Consider the following 16,173-nt stretch of genomic DNA (forward strand, 5'->3'; position numbering starts at 1 on the left):
TAGACTAAAGAGAGAGAGAAACACACATGAGTTTGAGTGAAGGCAAAAAGCTGCACATGCACAAGCTGTCCAACAAGGATGGCATTATTGCTGCTGCGGCCATGGATCAGCGTGGGAGCCTGGCGAAGAGCCTGGCTGCTGCCAAGGGCGTGACGCAGAAGGAAATTTCGCAGGAACTGATGGAAGAGTTCAAGACCGCCGTTGTGCGCGCGCTGACTCCCCATGCAACCGCGATCCTGCTCGACACCGAGTTTGGTCTGCCTGCCGCCAAGGCACGCGCCGCCAACGCCGGACTGCTGCTGGCCTATGAGAAGACCGGCTATGACGCGACTGTTCCGGGCCGTCTGCCCGATCTGCTGCCGGACCTGAGCGCTCTGCGCATCAAGGAACTGGGCGCCGATGCGGTCAAGATCCTTCTGTACTACGCGCCGGACGACGATCCGAAGATCAACGAAGTGAAGCATGCCTTCATCGAGCGCATCGGTTCGGAATGCCAGGATGTGCAGATTCCGTTCTTCCTTGAGTTCATCGGCTATGACCACAACGGTGGCGACGACAAGACTCTCGAGTTTGCCAAGAAGAAGCCGGGTATCGTGATGGCTTCGATGAAGGAATTCAGCAAGCCCCGCTACCAGGTGGACGTGTTGAAGGTGGAAGTGCCGGTTAACGCTGAGTATGTGGAAGGTTCGAGCGTGTACAAGGGCCAGAAGGCTTACACACGCGCCGAAGCCATCGAATACTATCGCCAGAGCGCCGACGTGACCTCGCTGCCCTTCATCTACCTGAGCGCCGGTGTGAGCAACGACCAGTTCACCGAGAGCCTGGCGATGGCCGGCGAAGCGGGCACTGCGTTCAGTGGTGTGCTCTGTGGCCGTGCGACCTGGAAGGACGCCATCCCGGTGTTTGCGCAGAAGGGCGCTGCTGCTCTCGAGGATTGGCTCGCGACCGAAGGTCTCAAGAACATCAACGCGGTGAACGAGGCCCTCAAGCCTGCCAAGCCGTGGTGGAACCGTCTGAGCTAGTTGTTTGCTTGGTAACTGAAAAAGGCCGCCCTTCGAAGGGCGGCCTTTTTTTCTTTGGATTCTAAGTCGTGCGCGGGCGGTAGCCAGGGCGGGCGCGGACTCGCAGCTTCTTTGTCGGGTCGGTGACGATTTCGACAGAGACCTTGCGGAAGCCCTCATTTGGGTTCGTTTGCGGATAGTAGGTGATGGTGTAGCTGTTGCCTAAGTCCTCGCGGATGGATTCAAAAGCTTCCACCTGCTTCTGCCAGGTTTTGGCGAAGTAGGCCTTGCCGCCAGTGCGCCCGGCGATGCGGCGGAAGACGCCAGAGGAGATCGGGTCCTTGTTCACCTCTGCCGTCGAGATGACGTAGATCGGAATGCCTTCATCTTCGGCAACGGCGCGTACATCGTCCGGGGCGACCATCGATCCGTTGTCAGGGCCGTTTGAGAAGACGATGACCACCTTGCGGCCTGGAACCTTTGCCGCGTCGCGCAGCGTGAGCAGCAGTCCGTTGTAGAGCGCAGAGTCGTCGCCCGCGACTGCTTTGCGCAGGCCGGCGATAGCGAAGTTGCGGTCGCGTGTCAGATCGGCGGCCCGCGACAGATTGCGCGAGAAGGTGTAGACGGCTACCGAATCTGCCTTGTCGAGGCCACGCACGAAGTCTGCAATGGCGTCCGAGGCGTAGACGAAGCTGCGGTACATGTAGTTCGAGGTATCGAAGAGTACGAAGACGTTGGTGCCCACAAAAGCGTCTGAGGGCCCTTTCAAGTCGACTTCCCGAGTGTTATCGGAGATGCTGAGCGGCTTGGTGGAGCCATCCTCGAGGATCTGAATCGGCGGCCGGTTGCCCTCTGAGAAAGTTGCCAGTTTTTGAACAATCCCGTCCTCAAGGATGCGGAAGTCGGTATGTTTCAGGCCATTGACATATTTGCCCTTGGAGTCTGTCACGGTGAAGCTGAGCACCACCATGTCCACCTTCACTTTGAAGACGGCGTCCTGGGCATAAATCGTCAGCCCCACCAATGAGGCTGATGCAAGCAAGACTGCAAAAAACTTACGCATTTGAATTAGAGGCTCCCCTGTTGCGACTGCTTCGAAGCGTTTCTCATCTCTTGTCCCACCAGGCGCAGACTGCGGAGTAGCGCTGGCCAGTCTTCAAGATGAGTAGCAAAGATTTTTTCTACGGTCAGTTTGGTCCACTGTGGCACTTGCAGATTCAATTCCGACGGTTTCATCCCCAACTCATCGGCGAGTGCTGCATAGTAGATATTCGAAGATTCCCAACTCTCGGCGAGGATGCGGCTGGAATAGCCCATCAAAGTAGGAAAGGTGCGGAGGCTGAGCAACTGTGGCTGGTAGGAGTTCGCCAGAGTCGGCTTGGGCGTGCCAAAGGATTGGGAAATTGCGGCGACAGAGAGTTCCTGCGGCATGGCCAGCTTGAGGCGGCGGATCTCGGCAATGAGAGGAGAGGACATGTCGGAATCGTTTGTCGCAATGAGGTGGAGGCAGAGATTGAAGGACTCTGAAGGAGTGACAAGATCGAGCGCTTCAGAAGCTCGTCCGCTTTCCAGGAGTGCGTTAACCGCTTCGGTGCGCGCCGGGGGAGCAAAGCGGGCCAGCGCGGCGATGACTTTGGCACGCAGCGCTTCATCGACAGCGCTCTGAGCCAGCAGGGACTCCCCAGCCCGGTAGTGGAGGCTGGCGAAATGCATCTGGGTTGGTGTGACCCGCCAGTAGCGGGGGACCTTGGAGGCGACAATCATTTGTGGCACCAGATCTCCCCAAATGAGTGCTTGTTCCCGGGTGGGGATGAGGAAGTTCTGCTCGGCTTCGGCGAGTGCATAGGGCAAACTCACCATCGAGCCCACCAGGCGGCCCCCTGCCGAGGATGGCCACCCGGAGCCAAAGACTTCAGTGTTGCGCCAGGTCTGATTGGTTCCCAGAACTCCAAGAAAGTCATGGCTGCGGACAAAGTGCGGATTGGTGAACAGGATCTGCGCGCCGGGCGGAGCATAGTGGATGTAGGCAAACCCAACGAGGGTGTCGCGGAGGAATCCGGTGAGCTGGCCGCGTGCGTCCTTGAGTTTGACCGGATCGGAGCCAGCCTTATCGAGGATGGCGCGGAAGTTGGTTTTCCGTTCGTTCTCGATGTGTTTGTCCACCCAATAACCGAAGGCCATCGCGTTGCGTTCTGCGCCGGAAAGCGAACTCCGCGGCGGCTGCTGCTCCACGATGCGGGAGCTCAGACGGTTGACGAGTGCCACGTTCACCTTGCCTCCGTTCGAGGGGGCGAGCAGGTTCTCGTCGATGTCAAAGATCATCTTCAGGGAAACGAGACGCTGGGCGTCAAAGACCCTGTGCATCTCGGAGACCAGCGCCCGGTGCGTATCTGCATCGCTCGGGTTGGCGGCGCCAGCAAGGAGGCCGAGCATGGCTTGTTGCGGGTCGGCATTGTCGTCAACACCGGCTGCTTTCAGAAGATGCTTTACCGAGGTCTTTGCGGCGTCGAACAGCTCCCGCGAATTCTTTGCGGCGGAGATCTGCGTGAGGATCGGGGCCAGGGCCTCGTCGAGAGGCACGGTCAGCAAGTGATTGCGGTTGAGGATCTGTGTGAGCGATGTGAGGGATTGGAAGATCCCGACGGAATCGGCTTTGAATTGCACGTCGCCAATTCCATTGAGCGTCTGCGCGGCCGAAAGGTACTGCAGAATCGATTGTTCACTCAGTTCCGGCATTTCTGCGAAGGCGGAATATTGGTGACCATAAACCTTCCAATCCTTGAGCAGCCGGTCCACGGCGGCAGGACTCAGTGGAATCTGGCGATTGCGGTTTACATCACTGAGGCTCAGGAACATCCGCAAGGGCTCGTTGTCGACCGCCTTGCGCGAGAGTGCGAAAAGCGCCTCGAGCAAGTCGTCGGGAGATTTCCAGTTCTGGGCGCTTTTGGTGAGCTTGCCGTCGTACTTGCCATGCGGATGGTTGATGAAGAGTGTCCGCCAGTTTTCGACACTGCCTGGTATATGCGGTTTTCCGTTGGGCTCCAGCCGGAGACGGGAGGTGAGCAACATCAGGTCTGTGGAGGCGCGGAAGACGGGCCGCGCCGGTCCGGGGGAGGTGACTTTACCCCGCAGACCAACATAGAAGCGGCGCAGACGAGTGGGCTCGGTCAAATAGTCGAGGGTGGGACCGGAGATACGGGACAGAGATTCAAAATAGGCCGCGACCCAACCGTCGTCTTTGGCAATGAGTTTTTCGAGGAAGGCTGGACCATTGTCCGGATGTGCGCCGACGAGTTCCACCCAAACCGATGCGGAACGGGGATCTCCGGGAACAGCGACTTTCCCATTGCGAATCTGGAGCATGCCACCGAAGAAATCGAGCACGTGGGAAAAGGCGCGCAGGCGCTGGACGGGCATGGCGGTTTTGAGGTCTTCGGCCGTGGACGGATCTAACTTCGATAGTCCAAGATAGAGGCGGCAAAGCTGTGGGTCGGACATGAACTGCTCAATAAAGAGCTGTTCCGGTTTGTCTTTCTCCTTGGCCCCGCTCCAATAAGTGGGCCCATAGAGCACGGTGACTTTGGTGGGCTTGTAATCGTAGTTGAACGGTTTGCCTGTTTTGAGCGCCATCTCGAGCGCGGCGAGCGGAAAGCCGGAATCGATGGTGAGAAAGGCGCGGGAGGCGTTGACGGTCTCGAGCACAAGATCACCGCCACAGGCGCCGCGCATGCGATAGCCCAAAACTTTCAGTAGTTCGCCTGTTTGGGCGGAGTCGCATTGTTCGATCAGAATGTGCTGGTCTTTGGAAAGCTTTTCGAGTTCTTTGGCCTGAGAGAGATAGCGGTAGATGAGTTTGAGGTATTCCGTCTGGACGAGACCTTCGTTGTTGCCGGCAGCCTGGTAGCCATTGGTAACGATGTTGCGCGCCAGTGCTCCGAGCAGATCATCCGGAGTGAGGTCGGGGGAGAGGGCCGCCATGCGGGAAAAACTGCGGATGGGACCAGGAATTTCGCTGATGCCTGTACTCACGGCGGCGCGGGGCGACGTCGTGAAATTAAAATCAGTACCACCTGCAGCGTGATATTGATTCAAATTTCGCTCGACTGCCGGCTTGTTGCCGTCAAGAAGGGAGAGTACGACGAGTCGCTTTAAGGCCTGCCTCTTCACATTGGGGTCGGGATGGGAGGCGAGTTTCTCGTAGGCCGCAGCCGCAGCGGGCTGCCGGCGGCGTTCGAGAAACTCTGCGTAGGCCAAGCCGCCATCGGCTTGATACTCCTTTTCGGCCGCCGCGATCTGGCCAGAAAGTTCCAATTCGCGGCCACGTCGAATATCGCCTGAAAGCACCGTCGCAGAGAACAAAGCCACGGAGCAAATAATGGAGCAATGAGAGCGCACTGCAGACCTCCTTGCGATTGAGTGAGTGTTACTGTATCACTGTTTCTCGCACTACGTGGTGGGTGCCGGATTCGGATGATTTGTTACGCGCGTACTCGCAGGACTGCCTCGGAGAGCGCAGTTTTATAGAGTCCAGAGTCTGCGCCATACGAGAGAACGTGGAAGCCTGCCGCACGCCAATCCGCCAATTGTAGCGGAGTGCCGGGTTGGATCGCAGCAGCTTTTCCATGTTTGTTCGCCGCCTGGACGACAGTCCGCAGTGCCGCCTGGAAATCGGGGTTGTCGAATTGTGCCAGGATGCCCATATTCGCCGTGAGATCGTAATGTCCGATCCAGATGACGTCGACGCCTGGGGTGGCCGCGATGGCATCGACATTCGCCAGTCCTTCGGGGGATTCAATCTGACAGATGACGGTGGTGTTGGAGTCTGAGTAAGCCAGATATTCGGTCGGGTTCGGAGCAATGTAATTGTTGTGTGCGTGGCCAAGCCCGAGACCACGATGACCGTTGGGCGGATACTTGACAGCGTCAACGATTCGAGCGGCCTGGGCGGCAGTCTTCACGTTCGGGAGCATCACTCCGAGAGCGCCGCTGTCCATCACACGGGCCAGGAAGTGGTACTTGTCCTCGGGGACGCGCACAAAGGGCGCGAAGCTGCAGCCGTGGGACCAGGCGAGCAGGTCGGCAATGCGATCGACATCGAAGCCGGAGTGCTCCATGTCATATACGACAAAGTCAAGATCAGCCGATTCGAGGATGCGCGGTAAGCCGCGCGAGGCAAATTCCCAGACCATGTGTCCGACGGGAATACGGCCTTGACGGAGGACTTGTTGGAAGCGATTGGGTTTCATCGAGAGAAGGATCCTTTTTCGAGTTTTGCCTGGAAGAGTGGGTGATCGATCACGTCGCGATTGACGATGCCGCCGGGGAGCCGGCCTTGGGCGATCGCAAGCAGATTGGCACAGGATTCCCGCGAGTTGTCGCGCGCGAGTTCTTCGGTCCAGGCGAGGCTGTGGGGCGCGAGAATGACATTGCGGCAATTGCGAATGGGGGCGTCGAGCGGGAGCGGTTCGGTCTCGAAAACATCGAGACCGGCTCCAGCGATCCAATCCTCCCGCAACGCTTCGGTGAGCGCCGCTTCGTCGACGAGCGGACCTCGCGCGGTATTGATCAGGAAAGCTGTCCGCTTCATCAGCTTTAGCATGTCGCGGCTCACAATGCCTTTGGTGCCGGCACTGAGCGAGCAATTGACGCAGAGGAAGTCGCTCTCCCGGAATAAGTCGGGAAGGCTCACCATTTCTACGCCGAGTTTTCTGGCCGCTGCGGCAGAGGCGAAAGGATCTGTGGCGATCATCCGGCCAAAGCCGAGGGAACTCGACATGCGAAACATCTCGCCGGCAATGTTGCCAAGTCCAATCGAGCCCAGCGTTCGTCCGGCGATATTCCTGCCGAGGCCGGGCAGGGAAGATCGCCAGCGTCCGCTCTCGACGATTTTATGTTGGGTGACGAGCTTGAGGCTGCAGGCGAAGATGAGTGCGATGGCCGCTTCGGCAACGGGCCGCCGCACGGCGTTGGGCGTGATGGCGAGCATGATGCCCGCGTCAGTGAGCGCCTCGGTGTCAATGCGGTCGTAGCCGACACCCCAGCGCGAGACGACCGCGAGTCTGCGTAAGCCAGTGAGATTCGTTCGATTCAGGCGAGTGGCCAATGCCAGAATGCCGTCATATTGATCCAGTTGCGCGGCGGTGGGGGTATCCTCTTCTGCGAAGGGCATCAGTTCAAATTGGAGACTTGGATGCTGCGCACAAATCTCTTCGATGGCGGCCTCGTAGTGGCCTTTGGCGTCGACGGCGAAATCATGAGACACGCCGATCGTGAAGCTTTTCGTTACCGACATGGGTTAATGGAAGTATAGAATCAAGGCAATGCGTTGGATCGTGATTCTGACCGGGACCATTGTATGCGCAAGTGCGCAGGACAAACGAGAGCTTGTCGAACAGTTCGAGATGAAAGTGCGGCCCATTCTCGCGAAGAGTTGCTATGGCTGTCATACGCAAGCCGCCATGGGCGGGCTGCGGATGGATTCGCGGGAAGGGTTGTTGCAGGGTGGGAAGTCTGGAGCTGCGGTGGTGGAAGGGAAACCGGAAGCCAGCTTATTGATCCAAGCCATCGAGCAAACGCATGACAAATTGAAGATGCCTCCGTCGGGCAAGCTGCCACAGACGGAGATCGACTTGATCGCGAAGTGGGTGCGGGACGGAGCGGTGTATCCGGAGAGGATGCAAAAGGCAGCGCCTGCGGGCGCCGAGGTCGAACTCACCGCGGAGCAACGCGCGTTCTGGAGTTTTCAGCCGGTTCGCAAAGTGAGTCCTCCCGCGGTGAAGAATGAGAAGTGGGCGCGGACGCCGATCGATCGATTCATCCTGGCGCGTCTGGAGAAGGATGGCGTTGCTCCGTCCAAGGCCGCGGATCGCCGCACGCTGCTGCGCCGCGCGACCTTTGATCTGACTGGATTGCCGCCGACACCCGCGGAGACCAAAGCTTTTGTGGACGATCCGTCGCCCAAAGCCTGGGAGAAGGTGATCGATCGTTTGCTTGCCTCGCCGCATTATGGCGAGCGCTGGGGCCGCTACTGGCTAGACGTTGCCCGCTATGCCGATGACAAGCTGAACTCAACCCAGGATGAGCCGTATCCGAACGCGTTCCGGTATCGCAACTGGGTGATCGATGCCTTCAATCGCGACTTACCCTACAACCAGTTTGTAAAGGCGCAGATCGCAGGAGATCTGATGCCGTCCAAGGACCCGAATCAGTTTGCCGCAGGGACCGGATTCTTTGCGTTGAGTCCGGAAATGCAGGATGAACGTGTCGATGCTCTGACACGTGGATTCCTGGGTCTGACGGTAGCTTGCGCGCAGTGCCACGATCATAAGTTCGATCCGATTCCGACCAAGGATTTTTATTCGCTGCAGGGGATCTTGAACTCGAGCGAACTGCATGAAACGCCGCTCGCCGATGCCGAGGTCGTCAAGACTTATGCCGCGCAGAAGAAGGACATGGAGATTGTCGAGAAGCGGGTGAAGGATTTCTATGAGAACCAGTCCCGGATTCTTGGGGATGTTCTTGGCTCCCAGACCGCGACTTATCTGATGGGGACGCAGGGCTATGGCGACCTCAAGAGTCTCGACGAGGAGACGCTGACGCGCTGGAAGAAGTATGTGGAGAGCGATCGGATCTATCATCCCTTTCTGAATCAGTTCCGGCTGCTGGCGAAGGCGAAAGCGCCTGAGGCCGAACTGCGGAAAGAGGCGGAGAAGTTTGAGTTGACGGTGCTCGCCGTCAATGAAGAGAAGAAGCTGGTGGATGAGAAGAACAAGGTTCTTCTTGGCGTGGACCCGACGCGAAACGATCTTTCTCAAACCCAACTGGTGGCGATGGATCGCGACAAGATTGTGTTGTGGCGCGATCTGTTTGAGCGATCGATTACCGACGCGGGCGGTGGATTCCGTTACAACACCGGCGTGATGTACTACGGGAAGGGAACGATCGAACGCTTTCTCGGTGGCGCCTGGAAAGCTTATCTCGACGACCAGACGAAGCTGGAGCAGGCCAAGCGCAAGGCCTTGCCCGAACAGTATGCCTTCCTCCAGACTCTCTCTGATAAGGAGAAGCCTGCGGATATGAAGATCTATGTGCGCGGGGATCGGAACAACCAGGGGGATCTTGCGCCTCGGCGTTTCCTCGCGATTCTGAGCGGCAAGGATCGCGCGCTCTTCCATCAGGGAAGTGGGCGGCTACAACTGGCGGAAGCGATGGTAGACCCCTCCAATCCACTCACTCCGCGCGTGATCGTGAATCGAGTGTGGCAGCAACACTTTGGCCGTGGGATTGTTGCGACTCCCAGTAACTTTGGGCAGCTTGGGGAACGGCCCACGCACCCGGAGTTACTGGACTATCTTGCCGCGACCTTTGTCGAAGGTGGTTGGAGCTTGAAGAAGCTGCACAAGGCGATTCTGATGAGTACAACCTATGGACTGTCGGTGGAAACGGTAGAGGCGAACCTCAATAAGGACCCGGACAACAAGCTGTTCTGGCGTGCGAACCGGCGTCGCGTAGATGCTGAGACCTTACGCGATTCCTTGTTGTTTGCCTCCGGGGAACTGGATCTCACGCCGGTGGTGGCAGCCAAGCCGCAGAAGCTGGATGATGACAAGAATGCAAGGCGTACGGTGTACGGATTCATTAGCCGCCGTAAGGTGGACGGGATGCTGGCGCTGTTTGACTTCCCCAATCCGCAGGCGACCAGCGAGAGCCGCATGTCGACTCTGGTGCCACCGCAGCGCCTGTTTCTGATGAATAGTCCGTTTGTGGAGAGCCGTGCGACCGCACTGTCGAAGAGGCTGAGTGGGACCGAAGAAGAGAAGGTGAAGCAGGCTTATCGCATTCTCTATTGCCGGGAGCCGGACGCGACGGAGCTCAAGCTTGGCGTGCAGTTTCTGGGTGGCGCCGATTGGACGCAGTATGCCCGCGTGCTGTTGGGCTCGAACGAATTCTTGTTTGTGAACTGAGAGGGAATGATGGAACGACGCAAATTTCTCGAAACGGTGGGCGCGGGCTTTGGGATGTATGGCCTGGCGGGAATCCTCGAAGGCGCCAGCACGAATCCGCTCGCGGTGCGCGCGCCGCATTTTCCGGCTAAGGCGAAACGGATCATCTATCTGTTCCTGAACGGCGGCCCGTCGCAGGTGGATACCTTCGATCCGAAGCCGATGCTGGCGAAGTATCACGGCAAGCCGATGCCTGCCGGGAATCTGAAGACGGAGCGCAAGACGGGCAACCTGATGCAGAGTCCGTTTGAGTTCCGGCGTTGCGGCAAGAGCGGCATCGAGGTGAGCGAGATTTTCCCGAAGCTCGGCGGGGTGATCGACGAGTTCTGTGTCATCCGGTCGATGTATACAGACCGGCCGAATCATGAGCCTTCGCTGTTGTTGTTGAACAGCGGCGACAAGCTTCCGGGGCGTCCGAGCATGGGCTCCTGGGTGACCTACGGATTGGGAAGCGAGAATCAGAATCTTCCGGGCTATGTGGTGCTTTGCCCAGGTCTTCCCGTGCTGGGACATCAGAATTGGGCAGCGAACTTTTTGCCCGCTGTCTACCAGGGAACCTATATTCCCCTCACGGAGAAGGATCCGAAGAAGCTGATTTCCTACATTCGGAATTCCTCGCTTACGCCGGAGAAGCAACGCAAGGAACTCGATCTGCTCGAGCAACTGAATCAGCATCACATGGCGAAAGAGGGACACGATTCGCAACTGGAGGCGACCATCCAGTCGGCGGAGATTGCCTTCCGCATGCAGGCGGAGGCGCCCGATGCATTTGATATCACGAAGGAGCCGGAGGCCGTGCGGGCTCGCTATGGGGACAGCGACTTTGGCCGTGGCGCTCTGATCGCCCGGCGACTGATCGAGCGTGGTGTGCGCATGGTACAGCTCTATCACGGCAACTTCCAGCCCTGGGACACGCATGACGACATCGAATTGCATCGTCCGCTTGCCGACCAGAGCGATGGCGCGATTGCGGCGTTGATTCAAGACTTGAAGGCAAGTGGCTTGCTCGACGAGACTATCGTTTTGGTGGGTGGTGAGTTCGGCCGCACTCCTGCGGTTGAGGTGGGTGGCTTGGTGAAGGTGCAGAACGGACGGGACCACAATAATCACGGCTTCAGCTACCTGGTGGCGGGCGGTGGTTTTAAGGGCGGGACGGTGTACGGTTCGACAGACGAGTTTGGGTTTGCGGCGCAGGAGAACAAGGTGCATATCCATGACCTGCACGCGACCGTTCTGAACCAAATGGGACTGGATCACACCAAGCTCACCTATCGCTATAGCGGCCGCGACTACCGGCTGACGGATGTGGCCGGGAATGTGGTGAAGGGCGTGATCGCTTAATCGTTGCCGCGTTGTTGCCAATGCGTGTCCGTGACGGCGCCATTGGCGGCAATGGTGAGCGTGACCACCATAAGACCACTGCCGGTTGGGATTCCGGGGAGCGAGAGTACTTTCCAGATGTAGAGTTGCCTGCCGGTGGTGCCATGGACGATCTCGGTTGGTGGCCCAAAACGCCTCTCGGCCAGCCAGACCATCTGGCCGGGAAGATCTTCCAGTTGGTGATCGACCACCCGGGCCCGGTGCTGGTCCCGGAGATACTTGAACAGATCCACAGCGAGCGAATAACAGCAAAGCAGCGTTATTGAGAGGATCAGTAGTATGACTTCCCAAAGCATGGCTGTGTATGAAAAGATATTGGCCAACCCCAGTATGCGGTACTTTTTTTTCATTGCTAGTCTTGTTTGGGCCAATGCGCTGCCTGCTCAAACCACTTTTAGTGGTTTATTTGAAAAGTCGGTGACTCTGCGCACCGGAGAGGTGGTGGAAGTCTCAGCCGGCTTGAGCGCGCCTTCGAAATTGGCTCCGAATACGCGGATTTCCGTCGAGTTTGGTGGCCTTCGGAAAGTTGTTCATGCGCTCGATCCTGATTTTTTCGTCTACTTCCGTGCGCCGAAAGCGGGTGTCTATACCCTGAAGGCAAAGGCGGTGCAGGACGAGGAGGCGATCTTTAATCTGCCCCGCTGGAGAGAGACCGGAAGCATTGGACTGCTGAAGCCCTATCCGAAATCGACGCCTTGGCCGCAGGGATTGAGTGTTCCGTGGCGTGCGGAGATCCAGCCGGTGTCCTTGGGGAAATCAACACGCGGCATGACCCTCGAAGTGGAGCCGAATAACTCGATCGCCGAGGCACAGCCAATTGTGATCGGTGATACCGGAGGCGATGAGAATCGCCATATTGTCGGGTCTGCAGATGACATTGAGTACTTTGATAACGGTGTGGTGACCAAGGGCCAGGGCGACGATTGGTTCCGCCTGGAGTTCAAGGGCAAGCAAGCGAAATTGTTTACCGCGAATCTGATGTTGCCAGATCCGTTTGTGGTGGCCCGGCTGCGGATGTATACGGCCGATGGCAAGGAATACAAAGACGGGCAGAACGAGAATGAGCGGGTCCACCAGCAACTGGAAGAACATCGGACGGCGATGACGCGCCGCTTTGTTCCGGGTGGCGTCTATTATCTGGCGGTGGAGGCGAATTCGCCAGGCTATGAAGTAGAGTTGCGCATTCGCGATCTGGCTCCTTACACCGATCCGCGCAAGGCCGTGCAGCAGGGGATGTACGATCACATGACGCAGGTGCATGCGTGGCTCCTGAACCGGCCGCGCGGCGCCTCAGTCGATCGCAGGATCCGGGATACGGGATCGTTGCTGGGCACCATCTGCATGAGCTGCCATACGCAGTCGAGTGTCTGGGGACCGGCGTTACCTGTGTTGAACGGCTATCCGCTCGAGTCGACGCACAATGCCCGCCAACTGATCAATCTGATGTACGAGTGTCTGCGTCCGACCAATACCTTGGTGGAGGCCGCGAACAATACCAGCTTGTCGCCGCTCGATCTTGGTGATGGTCCGGCTGGTACGCGCGCCGCAGGCTTCAATGTTGTGATGGCCGAGATGCTGACGCCGGCAAAGCGATTGCACTCGACGCAGCAACTCCGGACGGCGAACTTCATGCTGCAGTCTGCCGACCCGAGCGGCATCAATGCGGCTGGGCCTGGATCGAATTATGGACAGGCGGTGGTCTATCGCTTTGCGGGGACGATTCTCGAGCGCGCCTGGCGCGATACAAAGAATCCGAAGTACTTTGAGGCACTGGAAGAGAAGGCAGAGAAGCTGCTGGCATTGCAGGCCAAGTACGTTGATGACTATGGGAACCGCGTCGAATTCTTCCGCAAGATTTTTCCTTATGCCGGGCATCGCCTGGAGCCGCAGATTCTGAAGCAGCTGCATGACGATGAGTGGGCGATTCGCAAGGCGCAACGGGCTGAGGGTTGCTGGGGTTTTCATGAGAAGACCGAGTGTGACGCCGCACCTACGGCTCTCGCGCTGACGGCATTTGGGGCGCTTGGTTTTGACGATCGCGACCCCGCGGTGAAGAAGGGCGTCGATTGGTTGTTGAAGACCCAGGATCCCTATGGACGGTGGAACAAGGCGGCTCTGACCGGCTTTGTGACGACGGCTTATGTTGAGCATGCGCTGGGACGGCTCTACCCGATGCAGCCGAAGCCCATTGACCGCAAGACGCTTGAGCCGGTGGCCGGGGAGAGTGTGCTTGATACGATTGCCCGTTTCCGGGCCCTTGCGCAGCTCGGGATGAACCCGGAGGACCGGCAGTACAGCGAACTGGTGATGGCTGGTGCAAAGAGCCCTGTGGCTGCGGTGCGTTATTACGCACAAATGGCGCTGGGAGCGCTGCGGGATGATCGCGGAATTCAGTTGCAGTTGGCTGGAGCGGGCGATTCGTCGAAGATGGTGCGTGAGGCGGCTCGCTGGGGCCTTCGCCAATCTTTGCTCGATGACAAGGGTTGGGATTCGCTGTTTGCCGCGAGCCAAAAAGGCGACGACCGGACGCGCGAGACGATTGCCGGCGCACTCGTGATGCGGGCCGATGCCGTGATGTCGCGCTCGAGTGTGGGTTTTGACCGGCTGACGCGGAATCTCGATCGGATGATGAATGAGGATCCCTCGCCTGCGGTGCGGGCCTGGGCGACACGTGCGGCCTGGAATTGGTGGATCTACAACCCACCGGTGCGGAACGCCGTGAATGCGGCGATGGTACGGGCACTTGAGCGGGAGGAGCCGAGCGTGTTGGCGGAGAACGCGATGCGCTATCAGGTGGAGGCGCTGTTTATTGCGAATGGCCAGCGGGCGAACCCGAGCAAGGAACACCAGTACCCCGAACTCGCACCACTCTTTGACACGATCTCAAAGAAGCTCGATAAGCAGCCGTCTGAGCGCTTGATCGAAAGGCTGACCGCGATTGCTGCTACCTATTACAACCAGGCGGGCGGCGACGGCGGGCCGGGCCAGATGGGCTACATCACCGAGAATGCGGCGCCGATGATGGGCAAGGCCGTACTGGCGTTTTGGGAGAAGAGCGAGGCGCAGCAGGATCCGTTGCGCTTGAAGCTCTCGATTGAGGCTGCCGCGAATATTGTCTACGATCCGTTGCAGAAGAAGCTGCTGGCCTATGCTTCCACTGGTCCCGAGAATCTGCGCACGATGGCTTCGACTTCGATCGCTGATCCACGGCTGATCACCTTGCCTGCGAGCCAGGAGTTCATGGAGCCGTTGATGGAGCAGTTCTATCGCGGGGCAGGGGAGCCGGAGCGGCGGGCGGAGATTGTGTCGCCATTAATCAAACTATTCCAGCGGGCCCGCTGGAATATGCCGAAGTCGGCGGAGCAGCAGCAGATCTTCTATAAGCTGTTGTTGCCGAGCTGGGATGCCGCGCGGGGCCAGTTGACGGAGAATACCCGTCCGCTCGCGCAGATGGATAAGGACCCGACCGATTGGTATGTCGCCCAGCAGATCAGCAATGTCATCAACTTCAATCCAGACCTCCAGACGACGACACTGTTCAACGCATTTCCCAAGAGCTTTACGACTCCGATGCAGGAGCGGCTCTGGGTGCAGTCCGTGCGTTGGACCTTGCGCTTTGGGCAGGAGGTGCCTGAGGTGGGAGCGCCGCAGCAGTTGCCTGCGGAGTTTGCCGGGTTGCGGAATCAATCCACAGATCTCTTTTTGAAAGCGCTGGAAACGCCTGTCGATTCGAGGATCAAGCGTGCGGCTTTGGACCTTGCTGCCGATCCGATTGTCCGGACGAACCCACGGTTGCAGCCTGCCTTGGCGAAGGCCGTGCCGCAGTACTTCGAACGTGAACCGGCTGAGATTGCCAAACTGAGTCCGGGATGGCGCAAGAACTGGGAGTATTTCCGGGACTGGGTGGCTCCGGAATTAACGAAGCCGAATCGGGAGGATCAGCAGTCGTGTCTCGGCTGTCATGGCTTGCCGGGGCGTGTGCCTTCGATGGAGTTGGCGCCGAATGATGATCGTGGTTATGTGAAGATGACGGGCCTGGTTCACATTTACAAGACGCTTCTGGAGCGTGTGAATGAGAACTCGGTGGAGGAATCGAAGCTGTTGCGCAAGCCGCTCAATGTGCAGAGTGGCAAAGAGGATGGTCACCAGGGAGGAAGACGCTTCAATCCAAATGATCCGGGCTACAAGATTCTCGAGCAGTGGGTGAAGGATGCGGCGCGCTTGAAGGGGGCAAAGGTTTCAGCCAGCCGGTGAGTGAGTCGGATTCTGAACTGATACATTGAACTCTATGCAGGGAAATCCAGAAGTTGTGAAGTATTTACAAGAGGTCCTCGTGGGCGAGCTCACGGCGATCAACCAGTATTTCCTTCACGCCGAAATGTTAGAAAACTGGGGCTACAAGGGCCTCGCCGCTTATACGAAGAAAGAATCGATTGGCGAGATGCGCCATGCGGAAGCGGCCATGGAACGGATTCTGTTCCTGGACGCCCTGCCGAATATGCAGGAGCTATTCCAGCTCAAGATTGGCCAGAACGTGAAGCAGATGCATGAGAACGATCTGCAGCTGGAGTACGACGCGGTGGCGCGTCTGAACAAGGCAATTGCGGCCGCTGTTGCTGCTGGTGACAATGGAAGCCGTGAGCTCTTTGAACGCATCCTGACGGACGAAGAAGAGCATGTTGATTTCCTCGAAGCGCAGCTGACTTTGATCGAGCAGATGGGGCTTCCCAACTACCTCGCGCAACAGTTGGGCGACGATCTCGGCAAGTCTTAGGAATGCTGCGGCGGGA

General features: G+C 58.2%; 10 protein-coding genes. 5 read left to right on the forward strand and 5 right to left on the reverse strand.

The genetic code is table 11. The annotated features are described in order from the left end of the window. Nucleotides 1–26 precede the first annotated feature (26 nt). Nucleotides 27–1,022, forward strand: coding sequence for a tagatose 1,6-diphosphate aldolase (locus M017_RS0122535; RefSeq protein WP_031500469.1), 996 nt, complete (start codon nucleotides 27–29; stop codon nucleotides 1,020–1,022). A gap of 61 nt (nucleotides 1,023–1,083) precedes the next feature. Here the strand turns inward: M017_RS0122535 and M017_RS0122540 are convergent, their stop codons facing one another. The 4 genes from M017_RS0122540 to M017_RS0122555 all read right to left on the reverse strand — a co-directional run bounded on the left by M017_RS0122540 (nucleotide 1,084) and on the right by M017_RS0122555 (nucleotide 7,293). Further along, nucleotides 1,084–2,064, reverse strand: a complete 981-nt coding sequence (locus M017_RS0122540; RefSeq protein ID WP_031500471.1) for a VWA domain-containing protein — start codon at nucleotides 2,062–2,064, stop codon at nucleotides 1,084–1,086. Between the two features lie 5 nt (nucleotides 2,065–2,069). Then, nucleotides 2,070–5,396, reverse strand: coding sequence for a hypothetical protein (locus tag M017_RS0122545; RefSeq protein WP_155121571.1), 3,327 nt, complete (start codon nucleotides 5,394–5,396; stop codon nucleotides 2,070–2,072). A gap of 83 nt (nucleotides 5,397–5,479) precedes the next feature. Beyond that, entirely contained in the window at nucleotides 5,480–6,247 is a 768-nt protein-coding gene (locus M017_RS0122550; RefSeq protein ID WP_031500473.1) for an HpcH/HpaI aldolase family protein, read from the reverse strand. Next, the gene (locus M017_RS0122555; RefSeq protein WP_031500475.1) at nucleotides 6,244–7,293 is read right to left on the reverse strand and encodes a 2-hydroxyacid dehydrogenase; all 1,050 of its coding nucleotides are present in this window, start codon (nucleotides 7,291–7,293) and stop codon (nucleotides 6,244–6,246) included. Before M017_RS0122555 ends, M017_RS0122550 begins: the two co-directional genes overlap by 4 nt. A gap of 28 nt (nucleotides 7,294–7,321) precedes the next feature. Between M017_RS0122555 and M017_RS0122560 the strand changes: the two genes are divergently transcribed. After that, nucleotides 7,322–9,964, forward strand: coding sequence for a PSD1 and planctomycete cytochrome C domain-containing protein (locus tag M017_RS0122560; protein WP_031500477.1), 2,643 nt, complete (start codon nucleotides 7,322–7,324; stop codon nucleotides 9,962–9,964). A gap of 9 nt (nucleotides 9,965–9,973) precedes the next feature. Further along, on the forward strand, nucleotides 9,974–11,344 hold the full coding sequence (locus M017_RS0122565) for a DUF1501 domain-containing protein (protein WP_238326013.1): 1,371 nt from the start codon (nucleotides 9,974–9,976) through the stop codon (nucleotides 11,342–11,344). Here M017_RS0122565 and M017_RS0122570 read toward each other — a convergent pair. Continuing rightward, nucleotides 11,341–11,616: a hypothetical protein gene (locus M017_RS0122570; protein WP_155121572.1), complete on the reverse strand. Its 276-nt coding sequence runs from the start codon at nucleotides 11,614–11,616 to the stop codon at nucleotides 11,341–11,343. The two genes, M017_RS0122565 and M017_RS0122570, sit on opposite strands and share 4 nt — an antisense overlap. A gap of 97 nt (nucleotides 11,617–11,713) precedes the next feature. On the opposite strand from M017_RS0122570, the gene M017_RS0122575 reads away from it, so the two are divergent. Together M017_RS0122575 and bfr are read left to right on the forward strand one after the other, a co-directional pair. Continuing rightward, nucleotides 11,714–15,637 carry a HEAT repeat domain-containing protein gene (locus M017_RS0122575; RefSeq protein ID WP_031500482.1) on the forward strand — a complete coding sequence of 1,308 codons (3,924 nt, stop codon included), beginning with the start codon at nucleotides 11,714–11,716 and terminating at the stop codon, nucleotides 15,635–15,637. 34 nt (nucleotides 15,638–15,671) lie between these two features. Continuing rightward, a complete protein-coding gene (bfr, locus tag M017_RS0122580) occupies nucleotides 15,672–16,157 on the forward strand; it encodes a bacterioferritin (RefSeq protein WP_031500484.1) in 486 nt (161 codons plus the stop codon). Nucleotides 16,158–16,173: the final 16 nt, after the last annotated feature.

Origin of the sequence: Bryobacter aggregatus MPL3, assembly GCF_000702445.1 — a bacterium.
Lineage (GTDB): Bacteria > Acidobacteriota > Terriglobia > Bryobacterales > Bryobacteraceae > Bryobacter > Bryobacter aggregatus.

Coding starts and splice junctions, on each gene's coding strand:
- M017_RS0122535 (WP_031500469.1), top strand. CDS start 27: ATGAGTTTGAGTGAAGGCAAAAAGCTGCACATGCACAAGCTGTCCAAC.
- M017_RS0122540 (WP_031500471.1), bottom strand. CDS start 2,064: ATGCGTAAGTTTTTTGCAGTCTTGCTTGCATCAGCCTCATTGGTGGGG.
- M017_RS0122550 (WP_031500473.1), bottom strand. CDS start 6,247: ATGAAACCCAATCGCTTCCAACAAGTCCTCCGTCAAGGCCGTATTCCC.
- M017_RS0122555 (WP_031500475.1), bottom strand. CDS start 7,293: ATGTCGGTAACGAAAAGCTTCACGATCGGCGTGTCTCATGATTTCGCC.
- M017_RS0122560 (WP_031500477.1), top strand. CDS start 7,322: ATGCGTTGGATCGTGATTCTGACCGGGACCATTGTATGCGCAAGTGCG.
- M017_RS0122565 (WP_238326013.1), top strand. CDS start 9,974: ATGGAACGACGCAAATTTCTCGAAACGGTGGGCGCGGGCTTTGGGATG.
- M017_RS0122575 (WP_031500482.1), top strand. CDS start 11,714: ATGCGGTACTTTTTTTTCATTGCTAGTCTTGTTTGGGCCAATGCGCTG.
- bfr (WP_031500484.1), top strand. CDS start 15,672: ATGCAGGGAAATCCAGAAGTTGTGAAGTATTTACAAGAGGTCCTCGTG.